The 17,821-nt window shown below is 39.6% G+C and carries 18 protein-coding genes; 7 read left to right on the top strand and 11 right to left on the bottom strand.

Going from position 1 to position 17,821, the window contains the following annotated elements; translation table 11 throughout:
* Positions 1–97: 97 nt before the first annotated feature.
* From AC1M9P_RS06110 to AC1M9P_RS06090, 5 genes are all read right to left on the bottom strand, one after another.
* Positions 98–988: a ParB/RepB/Spo0J family partition protein gene (locus tag AC1M9P_RS06110; RefSeq protein WP_035264597.1), complete on the bottom strand. Its 891-nt coding sequence runs from the start codon at positions 986–988 to the stop codon at positions 98–100.
* On the bottom strand, positions 985–1,767 hold the full coding sequence (locus AC1M9P_RS06105) for a ParA family protein (RefSeq protein WP_035264598.1): 783 nt from the start codon (positions 1,765–1,767) through the stop codon (positions 985–987). Before AC1M9P_RS06105 ends, AC1M9P_RS06110 begins: the two co-directional genes overlap by 4 nt.
* Positions 1,768–1,790: 23 nt before the next feature.
* Positions 1,791–2,423, bottom strand: a complete 633-nt coding sequence (rsmG, locus tag AC1M9P_RS06100; protein WP_481587017.1) for a 16S rRNA (guanine(527)-N(7))-methyltransferase RsmG — start codon at positions 2,421–2,423, stop codon at positions 1,791–1,793.
* A gap of 85 nt (positions 2,424–2,508) precedes the next feature.
* Positions 2,509–3,198, bottom strand: a complete 690-nt coding sequence (gene murU / locus AC1M9P_RS06095; RefSeq protein ID WP_092766212.1) for an N-acetylmuramate alpha-1-phosphate uridylyltransferase MurU — start codon at positions 3,196–3,198, stop codon at positions 2,509–2,511.
* Positions 3,195–4,211 (bottom strand): aminoglycoside phosphotransferase family protein, encoded by a 1,017-nt coding sequence (locus AC1M9P_RS06090; protein WP_481587016.1) that lies wholly within the window; start codon positions 4,209–4,211, stop codon positions 3,195–3,197. Before AC1M9P_RS06090 ends, murU begins: the two co-directional genes overlap by 4 nt.
* Positions 4,212–4,330: 119 nt before the next feature.
* On the opposite strand from AC1M9P_RS06090, the gene AC1M9P_RS06085 reads away from it, so the two are divergent.
* Positions 4,331–6,805, top strand: a complete 2,475-nt coding sequence (locus tag AC1M9P_RS06085; protein ID WP_481587015.1) for an LPS-assembly protein LptD — start codon at positions 4,331–4,333, stop codon at positions 6,803–6,805.
* A complete protein-coding gene (locus tag AC1M9P_RS06080) occupies positions 6,805–8,103 on the top strand; it encodes a peptidylprolyl isomerase (RefSeq protein ID WP_481587014.1) in 1,299 nt (432 codons plus the stop codon). The genes AC1M9P_RS06085 and AC1M9P_RS06080 overlap by 1 nt, the downstream gene beginning before the upstream one ends.
* A gap of 106 nt (positions 8,104–8,209) precedes the next feature.
* Here AC1M9P_RS06080 and hfq read toward each other — a convergent pair whose 3' ends face one another.
* From hfq to tsaE, 4 genes are all read right to left on the bottom strand, one after another.
* Entirely contained in the window at positions 8,210–8,722 is a 513-nt protein-coding gene (gene hfq, locus AC1M9P_RS06075) for an RNA chaperone Hfq (protein ID WP_481587013.1), read from the bottom strand.
* Positions 8,723–8,811: 89 nt separating this feature from the next.
* Positions 8,812–9,756, bottom strand: a complete 945-nt coding sequence (miaA, locus tag AC1M9P_RS06070; protein WP_481587012.1) for a tRNA (adenosine(37)-N6)-dimethylallyltransferase MiaA — start codon at positions 9,754–9,756, stop codon at positions 8,812–8,814.
* A gap of 6 nt (positions 9,757–9,762) precedes the next feature.
* Positions 9,763–11,715, bottom strand: a complete 1,953-nt coding sequence (gene mutL / locus AC1M9P_RS06065; RefSeq protein ID WP_179998231.1) for a DNA mismatch repair endonuclease MutL — start codon at positions 11,713–11,715, stop codon at positions 9,763–9,765.
* A gap of 8 nt (positions 11,716–11,723) precedes the next feature.
* A complete protein-coding gene (gene tsaE, locus AC1M9P_RS06060; protein ID WP_179998232.1) occupies positions 11,724–12,191 on the bottom strand; it encodes a tRNA (adenosine(37)-N6)-threonylcarbamoyltransferase complex ATPase subunit type 1 TsaE in 468 nt (155 codons plus the stop codon).
* Positions 12,192–12,307: 116 nt separating this feature from the next.
* On the opposite strand from tsaE, the gene AC1M9P_RS06055 reads away from it, so the two are divergent.
* From AC1M9P_RS06055 to AC1M9P_RS06045, 3 genes are all read left to right on the top strand, one after another.
* A complete protein-coding gene (locus AC1M9P_RS06055; protein WP_481587011.1) occupies positions 12,308–13,231 on the top strand; it encodes a pseudouridine synthase in 924 nt (307 codons plus the stop codon).
* Positions 13,232–13,337: 106 nt separating this feature from the next.
* Positions 13,338–13,640 carry a type II toxin-antitoxin system RelB/DinJ family antitoxin gene (locus AC1M9P_RS06050; RefSeq protein WP_092766206.1) on the top strand — a complete coding sequence of 101 codons (303 nt, stop codon included), beginning with the start codon at positions 13,338–13,340 and terminating at the stop codon, positions 13,638–13,640.
* Between the two features lie 121 nt (positions 13,641–13,761).
* Positions 13,762–14,205, top strand: coding sequence for a GNAT family N-acetyltransferase (locus tag AC1M9P_RS06045; RefSeq protein WP_035264628.1), 444 nt, complete (start codon positions 13,762–13,764; stop codon positions 14,203–14,205).
* A 50-nt stretch (positions 14,206–14,255) separates the two neighbouring features.
* Here AC1M9P_RS06045 and AC1M9P_RS06040 read toward each other — a convergent pair whose 3' ends face one another.
* Positions 14,256–14,984 carry a pseudouridine synthase gene (locus tag AC1M9P_RS06040; protein WP_035264632.1) on the bottom strand — a complete coding sequence of 243 codons (729 nt, stop codon included), beginning with the start codon at positions 14,982–14,984 and terminating at the stop codon, positions 14,256–14,258.
* Between the two features lie 123 nt (positions 14,985–15,107).
* Here AC1M9P_RS06040 and AC1M9P_RS06035 point away from each other — a divergent pair, with 123 nt between their 5' ends.
* Together AC1M9P_RS06035 and AC1M9P_RS06030 are read left to right on the top strand one after the other, a co-directional pair.
* A complete protein-coding gene (locus AC1M9P_RS06035) occupies positions 15,108–15,560 on the top strand; it encodes a DUF441 domain-containing protein (RefSeq protein WP_035264635.1) in 453 nt (150 codons plus the stop codon).
* Between the two features lie 120 nt (positions 15,561–15,680).
* The gene (locus AC1M9P_RS06030; RefSeq protein WP_481587010.1) at positions 15,681–16,532 is read left to right on the top strand and encodes an alpha/beta hydrolase family protein; all 852 of its coding nucleotides are present in this window, start codon (positions 15,681–15,683) and stop codon (positions 16,530–16,532) included.
* Between the two features lie 48 nt (positions 16,533–16,580).
* Here AC1M9P_RS06030 and gltS read toward each other — a convergent pair whose 3' ends face one another.
* Positions 16,581–17,804, bottom strand: coding sequence for a sodium/glutamate symporter (gltS, locus tag AC1M9P_RS06025; RefSeq protein WP_481587009.1), 1,224 nt, complete (start codon positions 17,802–17,804; stop codon positions 16,581–16,583).
* Positions 17,805–17,821 lie beyond the last annotated feature (17 nt).

Raw genomic sequence — 17,821 nt, 5'->3', positions numbered from 1 at the left:
GATCAAAGTAAACCTTAGCTCAAGTGGAGTATTGAGACCTAAATGACTTAAATCTCAAACTCATCCAAATACATCACATTTACAGTTTTTAAATTAATTATTTTTCATCTAAACAGATATTTAGAATACCATCTAATTCATCAAGTGAATGGTAATGAATCACAAGCTTACCTTTACCTTGCTTATTGTGATCAATTTTAACATCTGCACTGAAACGTTCAGAAAGACGCTGAGTCAGTTGCTCTAAATCAGCTGAAATTGATGGTTTTGGCTTATCCTGTTTTGGTGCATTAAAATCACGCACTAACTGTTCTGTTTGACGAACAGAAAGGTTTTTTTCAATGACAATTTTTGCAATTTCAATTTGGTCTTTTGCACGCAAAGTCAATATTGCACGCGCATGCCCCATATCTAATTGACCTTGTTGGATATGGTCTTTAATCGGATCCGCTAAGCTTAATAAGCGCAATAAATTACTTACTGTAGTACGTGCCTTGCCCACCGTTTCAGCAATTTCTTGGTGACTTAATCCAAACTCTTCATGAAAACGCTGCAATGCCATAGCTTGATCAATTGGATTTAAATCTTGGCGTTGAATGTTTTCAATTAATGCCAACGCAATTGCAACTTGATCTGACAAATCACGAACAATTGCAGGAACTTCATTTAGTCCAGCGATTTGAGCTGCTCGCCAACGGCGCTCCCCTGCAATAATTTCATATTGATGTACATCATCCTCAATTGGACGAATGACAATCGGCTGCATGATGCCATGCTTTTTAATAGAAGATGCTAATTCCTGAAGGTCTTCTTCATGAATAAAGCGTCGCGGCTGATAATTACCACGTTTAAGAAGTTTGACATCTACTTGTTTGAGCTGACCATGATCTAATGACTGTGCTTCTAATTGTAATTTTTCTTTTTGAATAGAGCCCAATAACGCATCTAAGCCACGACCCTTTGCTAAGCCTCTTTTCTTCACGGTCATGCTTTACTTCCTTTTTTCACTTTGGTTTTTTTTAACATTTCAGCAGCAAGATTCAAATAAGCCACTGCACCCTTAGAACTTTTTTCAAAATAAATAATCGGCAACCCATGTGCTGGCGCTTCCGCTAAACGCACATTTCGAGGAATAACCGTTTCGTATAATTTTTTACCAAAATACTGCTCCAACTCATCCGACACATCACGTGTCAGCGCATTTCGAGCATCGTACATGGTACGCAATACACCAATGATTTCTAAATCAGGATTTAACGCTTGTTGAATACGATCAATCGTTTGTGTTAAATCTGCCAAGCCTTCCAAGGCATAATATTCACACTGCATTGGAATGATCACGCTTTTAACAGCAGCCAATGCATTTACCGTGATCAAACTTAAGCTTGGTGCACAATCCACAATGATGTAATCAAACTTATCTTCAATTTGTTGGATCGCATCACGCAGAATAAATTCACGACCGTCTTGCTCAGCAATGGCTAATTCAACACCTGCTAAATCACGATTGGAGCCAAGTACGCGATATCCAACTTCAGCTTTAGTGATGGCCGTTTCAATTGGCACTTCGCCCAGTAAAACATCAGTTACTGAGTATAAGAGATCATTCTTTTGAATACCCGAACCCATAGTGGCATTGCCTTGAGAGTCCATATCAATCAACAATACTCGCTTTTTAAGCACTGCTAATGATGCAGCCAAATTTACAGCAGTCGTGGTTTTACCTACGCCACCTTTTTGGTTCGCAATAGCAATAATTTGAGCCATGGTAACCCCAATCCCTAGAATTTTTAAATTTGTTTAAGTAGCAATAAATGACGTTGTTCATCTAAACGTGGAACGTGAAGCTCAATAATTTCGCAACTCAACTCATCTTTATGGTTTTCAATTTCCTCAGCAGGAACTAAACCTTTCATTGAAGCAATAATACTGTTTTCATGCATAAAAGGACGAGAAGCTGTAATAAAATCTGTCAGTGAGGCGAAAGCACGACTGGTAATTACATCAAATTTACCCAGTTCATTAATACTCTCTTCATTCTCTACTCGAGTTTGAACTGCCACAACATTTTTTAGTTTTAAATCAGCAATAAACTGTTTGAGAAAACGAATTTTTTTCCCATTCGAATCCAGAAGCACACAGTTTCGATCAGGTTGACATAGGGCGATAATCATCCCCGGCATACCACCACCAGTACCAATATCAAGCAATCGTCCTTCAGGCAAGTCTTTCAAGATACTGAGGCTATCCAACAAATGTTTAACTAACATTTCTTTAGGATCACGAATCGCGGTCAAGTTGTACGCCTTATTCCACAATACAAGCGCATCTTGATATTTTAATAATAAATTCAACGCCTCATCACTGAGTGATAAACCTAGTTTTTGACTACCTTGTTGTAACTCATGAAAAAAAGGATGCATAAACAGTAAACATCTCAATAAAATTAATCAAAGTATACCGTTTTATGCATCGTGGAACACTATTTAACGCTTAGTGAATACTCAGTTAGTTAAATTGTCCTTCTCGAATTTGCTGATCCAACTGCATCAACCTTTCTGGAGTACCCACATCCACCCATGTTTCTGCCATTTTTGCAGCAGAAATTCTGTGGTTGTGCATAGCATCTTTAAGCAAAGGTGCTAAAGGACGCTTACCCCACTCTAGACCTTCGAATAAACGAGGATGAATCACCGCAATACCACTATAAGTCAGATTTTCGCCCTCTTTTTCTTGCTCAAAAGTATAAGCACGACCATCTAATAGTGTGAAATCACCTTGAGGGTGTTGTAGCGGATTTGGCACAAGTACCAAGTGTGCTAGATCTTCTTGTAAATCAAGCTCAAGCAACTGAGCAAAATCAAACTGAGTCCACACATCCCCATTGACGAGGATAAATGGTTCTTCACCCAATAAGGGCAAAGCATTGATGATTCCACCAGCTGTTTCCAAACCCTCATCTTCACGCGTCCAGCGAATGTTCACACCAAACTGAGAACCATCACCTAAAGCACCGATCAATTTGTCTGCCAGCCATGCCGAATTAATAATAATTTCACTAACACCAATCGACTTTAATTTTTCAATATGCCATACAATTAAAGGCTTTCCACCCACTTCCAACAATGGCTTTGGTTTATAAAGCGTTAAGGGGCGCATACGGTTACCCAGACCCGCTGCTAAAATCATAGCTTTCATGCAGCTACCACCTCATAGTGACCATACTTGGCTTCAAATGCATGTAGTACTTTATCTTCAATCCATTGAATAAATGGAGTGAGTTCAGCGTAAGGCTTCGACTCTTCGAGTAAATACCACATGACACGAGGCAGGTCTTTTAGATAGCCCGATTTTCCATCACGTTCAAATAATCGCACAAAAATACCTAAAATCTTCAAATGACGTTGAATCGCCATGAAGTCAGCATCTTTAATAAAGCGCTCTAAATCACGATCAATTTTTGAATCATCTGGTAATAATTCATAGAAAATTTTAAACCATTGTTTTACGCGTGCTGGAGGCCATTGCACGTATGCATCACGTGTAATTGAAATCAAGTCGTAGGTATCCGCACCGATTACCGCATCTTGAAAATCAATTACGCCTTGTTCTTGTTCATCATTCAACAACATGAGATTACGACTGTGAAAGTCTCGATGAACAATCACTTGTGGTTGAGCTAAAGCCGCATTTGCCAATATCGCAAAAGTACGCTTAATCAAACCTTGTTCATCAGCATTTAATCGAATATTTAATGATGGAAGCAACCAATCTGTGAATAACTCCATTTCACTGATTAATTTTTCGTAACTATATTCTGGAAACTGATCCACACCATGAATAGACTGTAATTGAATGAGTTGTTTAAAACTCTGTAAATAATGCTGATCTACCGTGTCATCGTTTAAATGGTTCGCTAAAAGCTCATCTCCAAAATCTTCAAGAAGCAACAACCCTTGCTCTAAATCCTTTGCAACAATATGTGGAACACGAACACCATGACGATCGAAGAATTCATCAATCGTCACAAAAGGTACACAATCTTCTTTTTCTGGAGGTGCATCCATTAACATAAATGATTTATTATTCAAGGTGATTCGCGCATAGCGACGGAAACTGGCATCGCCTGCTAAATATTTTATTTCGAACTGCTCTGATTGAAGTACAGATTGCACCCACGTATGTATCAATTGTTCACGTTGTGTATTCATTTGCTATAAATTCTAGTACAGGCTGAATATTTAAAGTGCTAAGTGTAGCCACTAATCCGTTTTTTCTCTATGATGCGACAATAATTAATTGCAATTTGCATACTTGGTTAATGATATAAATGAAGCATCAGTTTACTTTCAGCCCTTTGGCGACTGCTATTTTAACCTTATTGTGTGGTAGCACAGTCTCAAGTTATGCCGACTCAAAAGACAGTACAACTGAGGTGGACAATCAAGCACTTCAAACTGCAATTAAAGAAAGCTACCCTGGTCAGCGCTTCTTTGATCAATATTATGTCAATAAAAATTCAGCCGAAGCGCAACAACGTAGCACGTTCTCCCCAAGCTCGAAATTTTGTGCTCAAACTTGGTTGACACCAATCAGCCCTGATACTAAAGCAGTTGATCCTGAGCAAGCAACATCGATCATCACCGCTGATCGTGCATATTACAATCCAAATGGTGACTCAGAATTAGAAGGCAATGTCATCATCGATCAACAAGGTCGTATGGTTCGTGCAGATAAGATTAAAATTGACAACACTCAAACCCATGCCAAAGCTTCTGGCAATGTACAGTTAGCACAAGCCGGTTTATTGGCTCAAAGTGATCAAATTGACTACAATTTAAAAACCCAAACGGGACGCCTCAATAACAGCTTTTATATTTCAGAAGCGACACATGGGCATGGTCGTGCAGAAAATATTGAGCGCACCTCACCCAATATTTTACTCCTTCAGAATGCAACTTATAGCACGTGTCCACCTGAGCAAAGCCCAACATGGAAGATTCAAGCCAATTCGATTGAGTTAAATCAAGACACTGGGCGTGGCGTGACCAAAGGCACTAAACTATATATTAAAAACACACCAGTGCTGGCTGTGCCATATTTCAATTTCCCTATTGATGATCGTCGTACCACTGGCTTATTAAACCCAGGTTTTGGTTATACAAACGATGGTGGTTTAGAACTTGAAGCGCCAATTTATCTCAATTTAGCACCCAATTATGATGCGACTATCACTCCACGTTTCATTGGCGGTCGTGGATTGATGGCTGAGGGTGAGTTCAGATATCTGACTGAACAATATGGTGGCGGTCGTATTTGGGGTGGTTATTTAGCACAAGATCGTAAATATGATGATGAAGATCGCAAAGATTTACACCTCTTGCACAATTGGAAAATCAATGACCAATGGACGACCAATTTAGAATATAACTATGTTTCTGATAAAGACTTCTTTGCCGATCTAGACAGCAATCCGAATACAAGAACAGAGTTAAACCAACGCCGCGCTTGGGATCTTAATTACGCGAATGGAATTCCAGGGTTACGCGCGCAACTCAAAGTTGAAGACTTCCAGACGCTAGACCCTGATGTTGATGATGTTGATCGCCCCTATGCACGACTACCGCAATTGCTTGTCAATTATATCACTGGTAATCCGCAAGGACTGGAATATGAATTTAATAACGATACAGCATATTTCCAAAAAGATATTAATGACTTAAATGCTTCAGACAACTCAAATATGGACACCATTTATCAACCAAGTGGTACACGTCTTTATAATGAGTTTTCTGCTCGATATAACTTCCGCAATCAGTGGTCATTCTTTATACCTCAAGCATCAGTTCGCTCTATAAATACCTTCTTTGATCAAAATACGATTGATCGTATCACCGAAGAACAAAGAAAAAATACCAAAGACAATGCAGTTATAGTTCCAGAGTTTACTTTAGATGCTGGTCTTATCTTTGAAAAAGATGGAAAATTCTTACAAACCATCACACCACGTGCATTCTATGCTTATGCACCACACAGAAATCAAAACAGTTCACCGAACTTTGACTCAACCGCAGCGTCCCTGAATTACGATCAACTCTTTAATCCACGTCGCTTTTACGGTCATGACCGCCTAGAAGATAATAACTTCTTATCACTCGGGGTAAGTTACAGCCTCTTTGATACAATCGGATTAGAACGTTTACGTGCCAGTATCGGACAAAGTTACTATTTTGAAGACCGTAAGGTGACTTTGAATAATAGTCAAAATGACCCATTTAATACTGAGCGTCAAACTGGTCCTGTGATCAGCATTGCCAGCCAGCTTTCTCAGAACTTTACTGTGAATGCAAACTCAATGTGGATGTCTAACGGAGATAATGCTCAACGTGATCTACAAGTGTATTACACAGGTGATCAAGGTAACCTATACAACTTTGGTTATTTTAATCGTAAGCGACTTGAAGATCGTCAAGACCACTATGACCAAGTTACAGCATCCTTTATACAACCTGTGAAAGGTAATTGGAATTTGATGGGTCACATGCAATATGATCTAGACAACAGTGTTGCACGCGAGTACCTTTTAGGGATTAATTATGAGTCATGCTGCTGGGGTGTTTCGGTCTATGGTCGCTCTTATTACAATGACTTAGATGATGTTAATGCACCAGACACCAAACAAAAACGTGCTGTAATGGCAGAGTTTACACTTAAAGGACTTGGTGGCTTAAACAGTAAGTTAAGCTCTTTACTGGAAAATCGAATCTTGGGTTTCGATAAAGTTAAACAAAATTGGACGAATTAATGAAGATGCAAAATTTAAAACAACTCTTTAAAGCTTCAGCATTAGCACTTGTTATTTCTGCATCAGTGTCAAGTTATGCAAACCCATCAGATCAAATCGTTGCTATTGTTGGCAAAAGTGCCATTTTAAAAAGTGACATTGCACAAGGTGTCGCTGAGCTACAACATCAACTTAAAGCTCAAAAACAGGATGTACCACCACTTCAGGTACTTGAAAATCAAGCTCTGAATAAACTTATCATCCAAAATGCGCAACTTGAACAAGTAAAACGCTATGGCATTCAAGTTGATGAAAAAACTTTAAATGATGCTGTACTTAATGTTGCTCGCCAGTCGAACAGTAATAGCCTTGAAGACTTCCAGCAAAAGCTTGACCGTATGGCTCCGGGCACTTATGAAAACCTACGTGCTAAAGTCGCTGATGATCTTGCTATTCAGCGCTTACGTCAACAACAAGTGATGTCACGCATCAAAATCAGCGACCAAGATGTTGAAAACTTCCTCAAATCGCCGGAAGGTCAAGCTGCTGTGGGTACTCAAGCTCACGTCATTCACTTCAGAGTTTCAGGTGAAGCCTCTCAACAAGAACTGACTCAAGTCGCGCAACAAGTTCAAGATGCACTTCAGACTTCCAATAATGTAGACGCAATACAGAAACAATTTTCTACATCTACAATTAAAGTTGAAGGCGCAGATATGGGCTCGCGCTCAATCGCAGATATTCCAGAAGAACTTGCATCGAGTATCGCTTTAGTTTCACCGGGCAACACCACTGATTTAATTCAGGCTCGCGATGGCATCCACTTGTTGAAACTCTTAGAGCGCAAGTCAAACGAGAAAAAGACAATTGTGCCACAATACCAAACTCGCCACATTCTGATTAAGACTTCTGAAGTGGTGAGCCCTGAAAATGCCAAACACACAATTGACAGTATTTATAGCCGTGTAAAGGCAGGTGATGATTTTGCAGTCCTTGCTGCAACTTATTCAAATGATCCAGGTTCTGCACGTGATGGTGGTAGCTTAGGTTGGGTTTCACCAGGTATGATGGTGCCAGAGTTTGATAAAAAAATGCAGACTGCGAAAATTGGCGAAGTCAGCGAACCTTTTGAAACTCAGTTTGGTTGGCACATTTTACAAGTTACTGATGCACGTCAGCAAGATATGACTCAGGAACAGCAAAAACGCATAGCGCGCCAAATTCTTGGTGACCGTCAATTTGATGCAGAGTTAGATGGCTGGTTAAGAGAACTTCGCGCAAGTACATACGTTGAAATTAAACAACCCAACCAAAACTAATTTTTCTTAATTGAGAGCCTCCACTATGGGGGCTTTAATTTTAATTTTTAGGCTGTTCATATAAAAAAAGGCACCTTCATCAGGTGCCTTTTTGATTACTCAAAAATTAACGATTGTTATCGTCTTCTTGAGCATCATCAAATTTTGTTTCGCCATCAAAGGTTGGTGTAGAAGTCGCACCAAAGCCACCTTGACCACCAAAGCCACCTTGACCACCGAAGCCACCTTGACCGCCAAAACCTTGACCGCCACCGAAGCCACCTTGACCGCCAAAGCCACCTTGACCGCCAAAGCCACCTTGGCCACCAAAGCCGCCTTGACCACCGAAGCCACCTTGACCACCGAAGCCGCCTTGTTGACCACCGAAGCCACCTTGAGCACCAGCAGGAGCGCCAGCAGGAGCACCAGCAGGACGTGGATTACGTGCAGGTACAACTGTTGAAATAGCGTGTTTGTAAACCATTTGGCTTACCGTGTTTTTTAATAATACAACGTATTGGTCAAATGATTCGATATGACCTTGTAATTTAATACCGTTGACTAAAAAGATTGAAACTGGAATACGTTCCTTACGGAGAGAGTTTAAGAACGGATCTTGTAAAGTTTGACCTTTAGACATGTTATACTCCAAAAAATAAAATCAGCGCAAAAAAACTATCTTTATTTTTCAATTAAAATTTATAAAAAAGATAGTGAGTAAATTTTGCTTTATCCATATAAGTTTCGCAAGTCTTCTTGAGCTTGCTTTATCGTCAAAAAAGTTTGAAAACTGTGCGCTTCTTGCAAAGAACGTAACCAAGTGTATTGACGTTTAGCCAGTTGTCGTGTTGCAAACAAACACTTGTCTTCCATATCTTGCTTAGATTTGAGACTTCTATCACTATTTTTAAGAAAATCTAAAGCTTGGCGATATCCAACAGATCTCGCCGATGGCAAATTATCGCTTAAATCGTATTTTTCAATCAGGTACTCCACCTCATTTAAAAAACCGATATCCCACATTATTTTTAGGCGCAGTTCAATTCTTTTGTGTAATTCTACACGATCAGGTAACAGCGCATAATTATGAAAATTGTAACGATATGGCTGTTTTTTGGGCTGTTCTGCTTGAAGCTCAGTGATAGGTCGACCTGTCAGACGATAGACCTCTAGCGCGCGTATAATGCGCTGACGATCACTCACTTTAAACTTCTCACCTGCCATAGGATCGACACGTTTTAACTCTTCGTAGACGCTCTCCCAACCCAATGCCATGGCTTCATTTTCAATTTGTTGACGTACCTTTTCATCAGCATTAGGGAGATTCGTTGCCAAGCCTTCCAATAGTGCTTTGTAGTACAACATCGTCCCACCCACCAAGATTGGGGTCTTACCGCGTGAATGTATTTCATCAATCAGCAGCGATGCATCTTCAACGAATTGAGCTGCCGAATAAACCTCGAGCGGTGTAATAATATCAATCAGGTGATGTGGATATCGCTCCTGCTCTTCTTTTGATGGCTTTGCCGAACCGATATCCATGTCCTTGTAGATTAAAGCAGAATCTACCGAAACAATTTCAAAATTACCGCGTTCATATAGCTCACATGCCAAAGCAGTTTTCCCACTCGCAGTCGGCCCCATTAAGTTGATGACTGGCATTTGATTTGACATGTACAATTACTCTCCTCGAGCAAATAATTTATCTAACTGGCTAAGTGGAAAAGCCCTCCAAGTTGGTCGTCCATGATTACATTGACTTGCAAACTCAGTTTGTTCCATCTGCCTCAACAGTGCATTCATTTCAGAAATACTTAACATTCGATGCGCACGCACTGCGCCATGACATGCCATTCCTGCCAAGATATGGTCTCTTTTTTGTTGTAAAGCACTGGCCTCATCATTGGGATCAAGATCATTCAAAAGTTCTGGGATTAATGCATTAAAATCGGCTTTGTGCAAAATAGCAGGCACACCTCGCACTATCACTTGCTCATCGCCATATTGATCAATTTCTAAACCAAGCCGCGCCAACTGAGGCTTAAGGTCTTCGATACGCGTGGCTTGCATGCGTGTAATTGAAATCACTTTTGGAATAAGCAACTGCTGTGATGTCCAAAATTCAGGTTTATCCCAAGCAGATTTCATTTGCTGTAATAAGATCCGCTCGTGCGCGGCATGCATATCTACAATGATCAAGCCTTCAGAATTCTGCGCCAGAATATAAATTCCATGAAGTTGTGCAATTGCAATCCCCAAAGGAAACTCGTCAACTTTAGACGATGTTGATTCCATCTCAGTATCATAAGGAACTTCAAAATTAGATGACGTTTCTTTCAAAGGTGCCAAATAAGATTTGAGTGCATTGCTAATATTAGAATTTGAATAAGACTGACTCGGCGCGCTATATTGAACTGACTGAGGCTGTTTAGCACTAAAATCTGTTAGATACCCCTCATGACTCGATTCCTGCAACGTCTGGGACATAGGGGGCGATGCTTGAGCATTTTGATGCAAATTAAATTGCTCTTGATAACGTGGTAGCTGAACTGATGGTGCGATGACATCTTGATCAAGCTTTAAAGCCTGGGCTAAATCCGCAGTCGCAGTTTGAAATTGCGACAAAGTTTCTTTGGCAAAATGACGTACAAATTCGTGTACTTCACGTTGATTCAAAAATCGAATCTCATGTTTAGTCGGATGTACATTCACATCAATAAATTCAGGATCAACTTCTAAGAACAACAAATAAGCTGCATGTTGATGCCCATGCAAGATGCCATCATAGGCCATTCGCAAAGCATGAGAGATTGTTTTATCTTTTACGATACGACCATTCACGTACACATACTGCAAATCACTTTGTGCTCGAGCATCAGAAGGATGACCTAACCATCCTGATAAGCGCATATTGACACTATCAGCATCGATCCAATACGCATTTTCAGTAAATTGTCGACCTAAAAGCTGCTGTACACGTTGAAATCTGAGTTGACCACTGTCTGCGACAGGCAAATTTAAACGAATAGCACCATTATGTTCCAGCACAATCCGAATATCGAAATGCGTTAAGGCTAAGCGCCGTACGATTTCTTCAATGTGACCAAATTCCGTATTTGGCTTTTTTAAAAACTTTCGTCTTGCTGGCACATTAAAAAATAAATCTTGTACACGTATGTGTGTGCCTTGCTGAGTAGCAACAGCTTGAATCTCTTGATGATCAAAGGCCGTGCCGTTTACTTCGACCTGATAACCAATTCCTGAATCATCACGACTACTGGTCAAGGTCAAGCGCGAAACAGCAGCAATGGAAGCCAAGGCTTCTCCGCGAAAACCTAAGCTCACAATTGCATGTAAATCTTCAGCAGTTTGAATTTTACTGGTCGCATGCCGCATCACCGCAAGCGGAAGATCCTCAGGATGAATCCCTTTGCCATTATCGATAATCTCAATCAGCGTACTACCGCCTTGTTCGACTCGAATGATTAATTCAGTCGCACCTGCATCAATGGAGTTTTCTAGAAGTTCCTTCACCACTGATGCAGGACGTTCAATTACCTCTCCCGCAGCAATTTGGTTTGCTAATGCAGGAGATAAGGTTTGAATTCGATTCAAGCTAAGATCATGCGCCATAGAATTATTTAAAACTGTGTCTTTAATTTTGCGAGTAAAGCTTCATCATTTGAAGAAATCGTGACATGACGTACTGATTCATCATCAGATTTCTCAATATTCAAGATAACATCTGCATTTGGAATTTCGTCACCACCTTTAGAGGGCCATTCAAACAAGAATAGTGCATCAGCAATATCCAGATAATCACGAATACCCATCAACTCAAGTTCATAAGGATCATTCAAACGATACAAATCAAAATGAAAGACATCCTGCTGATTGATTTTATAGGGTTCAACCAGTGTATAAGTCGGGCTTTTAACCGCACCACGATGACCTAAATTTTGAAGCCAATAACGCGTCAGGGTGGTTTTACCCGCACCCAAATCTCCAATGAGGTATATGACACCCTTTTCAATACACTGCCCTAAACATGCAGCTAATTTTTGAGTATCTGCTTCATCATTTAAGTTGAGTTGAAAAGAATATTGCATCTGGATCACATTAGACATCTGTTGAAGAGGTATAATAGCATGCTCCTGAACAGTGCCTATCTCGACTTGTTCAAAAACTCATTCATCTGATCATTTTTTTATTCTGTTGTCTTGTTATGCCAAAATCAAATTCAGAAAGTGTCCCAAGTTTTACGCCACCGATGATCAATGGTGTAACAGCCAGCAAAGTATTTCTTCCAAATCTCGAAGTCTCCCCGATCACGATTTATGATTTCCTCATTCAAGCCTTTTCTCATATAGACGCACTGGAATGGCAACAACGTTTTCAAGATCGTCTTATTTACAATGCGGATGGCAACACACTTTCCATCAATTCGGCGTATCAACCCAATTCTCATATTTTTTATTATCGTTTTTTAGCAAACGAAATTCATGTTCCGTTCAAGGAAAAAATTTTATACGAAAACGATGATCTGCTCGTGGTGGATAAACCTCATTTTTTAACCATGAGTCCGACAGGTCAATATGTTCAAGAAACCTTATTGGTGAGATTAAAGCAGTTCACTGATAATCCTCATCTCACACCGATTCATCGTTTAGACCGCGAAACAGCAGGTGTTGTTTTATTTTCAAAAAAAGTTGAAAGTCGCGGAGTCTATCAACAACTTTTTGCAGATCGTAAAGTATCCAAAAAATATCAAGCCATCGCACCTTACTTAAAAGACTTAGTCTTTCCACGAACAGTTGAATTGCGCATGGAAAAGGGAAACCCATTTTATATAATGAAAGTAAGTGAAGGTGTCACCAATTCTGTCACTGAAATTGACCTTATAGAACACAATTCAAAGTGGGGACGCTATATTTTGAAACCACTGACCGGTAAGCAACATCAACTCCGCGTTCACCTCAATGCGCTCAACATTCCAATCAAAAATGATCCTTTTTATCCGGTAATCTCGCATAAAGCTGAGGATGATTTCAGTGCTCCGTTGCAATTACTTGCTGATGAGCTTCAATTTATTGATCCGATATTAAATATTGAAATGCACTTTAAAAGCATGCAAACACTGACATTGTAGATTCATTGTAATGACAAATTTATATAATTTTTACGTTCAGACATTGAAATTACATTTACTTAGATTAAAATAAGCACTTAAATTTAGAGTCGTTTGGTTTTAATTCATGAGAAAAACAGAAGTTTATCAAGTCCGACTTGACTCACAAGAAAAAAAACAAGCCTTTGCAGTTTTTAAGCAATTGGGGATTACACCAGCGCAAGCAGTGCGTTTATTTTTCAAACAAGTTGTACTGACAAAGTCCATTCCTTTTGCAATCGAAAATCAAACGATCAACATGGATCAATTGTTGAAACTCAAAAAACTTAAGCAAGAACAACAAGATTCCAATACTACAACTTCGAGTTTAGATGACGACGATTTTTTTGCAGAATTGAATGCACTTTTGGGTGAAAGCGATAAAGATTAATTTTTGACATAAGTTAACTTTGTCGTATTTTTAAACAATTTAATTTACAGCGCCCTGCGCAAATATGTTTAGCTCTTCATCATAACAAGATTAAAAATAATGATCTGAGGAGAGCTCAATAGTGATAGTACGGAAAGCCACAACAGAAGATCTCAATCAACTCGCTGTACTTTTTGATGAATACCGACAGTTTTATGGTGCATCATCCAATATTCAACAATCCTATGATTTTCTAAAACAGCGATTCGAAAACCAACAAAGTGTTATTTTTATTCACATCAAAAATGATGTAATCACTGGCTTCGTGATTCTTTATTTAGGTTTTTCATCCCATGCTTGTTCAAGCTACTACATTCTAGATGATGTATATGTCACTCCAATTTATAGAAGACAAGGTTCAGCCAAACAACTCATTGACACTGCAATTTTGTTTGCACAATCCGAAAAAGCCAGTCGAATTTCATTAGAGACACAACGAAGTAACTTTCAATCTCACCAACTTTACGAAAAGATGGGCTTCGTCAAAGACAATGAATTCCAAACCTATCATTGCTTTCTATCCTAAGGCATTACACAACATATCGTCTTAAGAATAGAGTCTTTAGCATTGATGATTTAAATCTCAAGGAGTTGAGCATCAGGACTTTGATTTTTTGCGGCGAGTATTTGCTGTTCAGTGAGATAGCAATATTCACCTTCAGCAAGCTGATCTAATTTTAATTGTCCAATTTGCAGTCGATGCAATGATTCAACACGATTTCCCACAGCAGCAACCATACGCTTAACTTGATGATAAACGCCTTGATGCACTGTAAATTGTAGGTGTTGTTCGCTTATGAGTTGAATGTCTGTTGCTTGAAACAATCCTGTTTCATTGCGAAGCTCTACACCTTGACCCAATTGAATGATTTGCTGCTCAGTGACTGGATCTGCTGTATGCATTTGATAAACTTTAGGAACATGTTTTTTAGGATGAGTCAGCGCTTGCAGAAATTGTCCATCATCTGTAAGTAACAATATACCAGTCGTGTCTTGATCTAAACGTCCGACTGTTTGCACTCCCCTTTGCAACAATATGTCATCAATCAATTCAAATACACTGAAGTGATGCGTCGCTTGATGCGAGCATTCATAGCCTACAGGTTTATTGAGTGCTATATAAACTTTTTCACGATAAGTATATTCCTCGTTATACACGTGGAAGCTAAGACCTTGAAGCTTCAGTTTATATTTCGGGTCCGTGATCACAGTACCATCAATGACCACTGCACCAGCTTTAATTAATTGTTGACAATATTTTCGTGATCCAAAGCCTTGAGACTGTAACATTTTTTCCAGAACCATGAATCACTTCCATTACTTACAATATTCGTTGAAATTTAAAGTATGTCATCTGAATGCAGACTTTAAATCAGTTAAACTATTATAACTTTCAAGTACTGTCCTGATAAGCACTGGATCTTCTTTATGTCTCAATTAGACCTCAATTTAATCGTTCTAATCATTTTATTGGCATGTGGAATATTCAGTCAAAATACAGCTGTCACAATTTCAGTCGCAGTACTTATTGTTTTTCGTATCACCCCTTTAAACGAGTATTTTCCATTGCTTCAACAGCATGGTTTAAATATCGGCATTATTATCCTCACCATTGGCGTTCTTACGCCAATTGCCAGTGGCACCATTCCGGGTAAAGATATTCTCAAGTCGTTCTTGAGCTTAAACTCAATTTTAGCCATTGGAATCGGATTATTGGTTGCATGGTTAGGTGGTCGTGGCGTAACGCTTATGGCGAATCAGCCAAATATTGTCGCTGGACTTCTGATTGGTACTGTAGCAGGTGTGGCTATTTTACGTGGCGTCCCTGTTGGACCTTTAATTGCAGCAGGAATACTTTCCATTATTATTGGCACTTCTTGAAACAGGTTCCTTTCACGACTGAACAGTCATTTCACAAACGCAACAGTCATCATTTGTTGGTTTGATCTTTTAGAACTGCGGTAAAGTATTTTGATTACGGATACTTGCACAGTTTAAATTATGCAAAAAATTAAAATTATTCGTCAGGATCAATACGAACTTGCTGCTACCTTTTTTCCTGCCGAGCATTCAAAGCGCCTTCCTGTCTTGGTGTGCCCTGCCACTGGAATTACTCAAAAGTTTTATCATCGATTTTGCGAATGGCTTAACCAACAAGGCTATGCCGTAATGGTGTTTGATTTTAGTGGTATTGGTGCTTCTCTTTATGGCCCATTGAAGCAATCCAAAGCAAGTATTGTGCAATGGGGGCAGTTGGATATTCCAGCTGCAATTGATCAACTCTTACAACTCACCCATGCCAAGCAAGTTATTCTTGTCGGTCACAGCGCTGGTGGACAACTCATTGGGATCACCCCCAACCATGATAAAGTTGCAAAAGTCGTGGCAATAGCAGGTTCGACTGGGCATGTAAAAGGGCTCAAAGGTCGTACGAAACTACTTGCCCCTGTGATGTTTAAAGGTATTTTTCCTCTCGCACGTATGACGCTCGGTTACGGCCCTACCCAAGCCATTGGTATGGGGGAAAATCTACCGAAAGATGTTGCACGTGACTGGGCTCAATTTTGTAGTCAACCTGGCTATGTTATTAATGCGATTGGGAAAACGGTTGCCCTAGATCAAGACTATCACCAAGAGATTCGAATTCCTATCACTGCTATTTGGGCAAGTGATGATGAGATTGCAACCGAAGCAAATGTTCAGGATTTACTTCGTTTATATCCTAATGCACCTACTGAAGCGATCGAACTCAAACCCAAAGAGCTTGGCCATAAAGCGATCGGACACATGCTGATGTTCAAACAGTCGCATCAAAATATTTGGCCGATGATCGAATCTCAACTGCATATATAAATCTCCATAAGTAAAAAACCGCCTTAAAGGCGGTTTTTTAAACTTACTCTATCCCAATATTCCAATCGAAAGCTGGATCACTATCGCATTTACAATATCGATGAAAAAAGCACCTGTCAGTGGAATAAGTAAGAATGCTTTGTGTGAAGGACCATAGGTATTGGTTACTGCTTGAATATTGGCAATGGCCGTTGGCGTCGCACCCATACCAAAACCACAATGACCTGCTGATAAAACCGCAGCATCGTAGTTGCTCCCCATCACCTTAAATGTCACAAAAGCAGTGTATAAAATCAATACCAGCATTTGCACAATCAGAATCGTGACTAACGGACCTGCCAAATCTGCTAATAACCACAGTTGTAGTGATAACAATGCCATAGATAAATAAAGTGATAAAGATGCATTTCCAAACACGTCAATCGCACGATCAAAGATATTTACTTTGAATACATGTTCAAGCAGATTTCTCAAAATCACACCTGAACCTAGCGCCCAAACAAAGGTTGGAAGCTCAAACCATTTACCCTGACTAAAATCTGTCATTAAGTTTGCCGTGAATATACAAAGTGCAAACATACCAAGCGTCGAAACCGCATTACTTGCAGTAATTAAGCGTGTCTTTTTTGGATATTCAAATGGTGCAGATTTTAACTGATCATCCAATTGTGATTCGTTTTGATCATTGTCAATTTTGTTAGCCAGTTGATGACGTTTAATTAAAAATTTAGCAACTGGACCACCAACGATACCACCAATGATCAGACCAAAGGTCGCACTTGCCATACCCAATACAATAGCACCTTGAATGCCATGCTGGGTTTCAAGCACTTGGCCCCATGCACCTGCCGTGCCATGACCACCCGTTAAGGTGATTGAACCTACAATTAAACCGATGAGCGGATCTAAACCTAATACCGTCGCTAAACTCACCCCAACAATATTTTGAACGATCACAAATCCGATCACACAGAACAAAAATATAAATAGGGCTTTACCACCATCTTTTAATTTAACAAAATCTGCACCTAAGCCCACAGAGGTAAAGAACATCAGCATTAAAATGCTTTGAATTTGCGCATCAAATGTGGCACTGATATTAAAGAATTTAAATAAGATGAATGCTGTAATTGCTGCGACCAAACCGCCAATCACAGGTTCAGGTAAATTGTAGTTTTTAAAGAATTGGACGCGGTTGACTAGATAGCGCCCAATAAATAGAAAAAATACGGCAATCACGATGGTGCCAAAGGCATCAACTTCAAAATTCATTGTATTTCCCTAATGTT

Source organism: Acinetobacter sp. 25-47-122 (assembly GCF_056779695.1).
Note: the sequence above shows the minus strand (reverse complement) of the source record. Positions and strands in the feature narration are given on the sequence as shown.

Excerpts from the sequence above, each read along its gene's own strand:
- AC1M9P_RS06035 (WP_035264635.1), top strand. The coding sequence starts at position 15,108 with ATGTCTCAATTAGACCTCAATTTAATCGTTCTAATCATTTTATTGGCA.
- mutL (WP_179998231.1), bottom strand. The coding sequence starts at position 11,715 with ATGGCGCATGATCTTAGCTTGAATCGAATTCAAACCTTATCTCCTGCA.
- AC1M9P_RS06030 (WP_481587010.1), top strand. The coding sequence starts at position 15,681 with ATGCAAAAAATTAAAATTATTCGTCAGGATCAATACGAACTTGCTGCT.
- AC1M9P_RS06090 (WP_481587016.1), bottom strand. The coding sequence starts at position 4,211 with ATGAATACACAACGTGAACAATTGATACATACGTGGGTGCAATCTGTA.
- AC1M9P_RS06105 (WP_035264598.1), bottom strand. The coding sequence starts at position 1,767 with ATGGCTCAAATTATTGCTATTGCGAACCAAAAAGGTGGCGTAGGTAAA.
- murU (WP_092766212.1), bottom strand. The coding sequence starts at position 3,198 with ATGAAAGCTATGATTTTAGCAGCGGGTCTGGGTAACCGTATGCGCCCC.
- miaA (WP_481587012.1), bottom strand. The coding sequence starts at position 9,756 with ATGTCAAATCAAATGCCAGTCATCAACTTAATGGGGCCGACTGCGAGT.
- AC1M9P_RS06110 (WP_035264597.1), bottom strand. The coding sequence starts at position 988 with ATGACCGTGAAGAAAAGAGGCTTAGCAAAGGGTCGTGGCTTAGATGCG.
- AC1M9P_RS06080 (WP_481587014.1), top strand. The coding sequence starts at position 6,805 with ATGAAGATGCAAAATTTAAAACAACTCTTTAAAGCTTCAGCATTAGCA.
- hfq (WP_481587013.1), bottom strand. The coding sequence starts at position 8,722 with ATGTCTAAAGGTCAAACTTTACAAGATCCGTTCTTAAACTCTCTCCGT.
- AC1M9P_RS06040 (WP_035264632.1), bottom strand. The coding sequence starts at position 14,984 with ATGGTTCTGGAAAAAATGTTACAGTCTCAAGGCTTTGGATCACGAAAA.
- tsaE (WP_179998232.1), bottom strand. The coding sequence starts at position 12,191 with ATGCAATATTCTTTTCAACTCAACTTAAATGATGAAGCAGATACTCAA.
- AC1M9P_RS06085 (WP_481587015.1), top strand. The coding sequence starts at position 4,331 with ATGAAGCATCAGTTTACTTTCAGCCCTTTGGCGACTGCTATTTTAACC.
- rsmG (WP_481587017.1), bottom strand. The coding sequence starts at position 2,423 with ATGCATCCTTTTTTTCATGAGTTACAACAAGGTAGTCAAAAACTAGGT.
- AC1M9P_RS06050 (WP_092766206.1), top strand. The coding sequence starts at position 13,338 with ATGAGAAAAACAGAAGTTTATCAAGTCCGACTTGACTCACAAGAAAAA.
- AC1M9P_RS06055 (WP_481587011.1), top strand. The coding sequence starts at position 12,308 with ATGCCAAAATCAAATTCAGAAAGTGTCCCAAGTTTTACGCCACCGATG.
- gltS (WP_481587009.1), bottom strand. The coding sequence starts at position 17,804 with ATGAATTTTGAAGTTGATGCCTTTGGCACCATCGTGATTGCCGTATTT.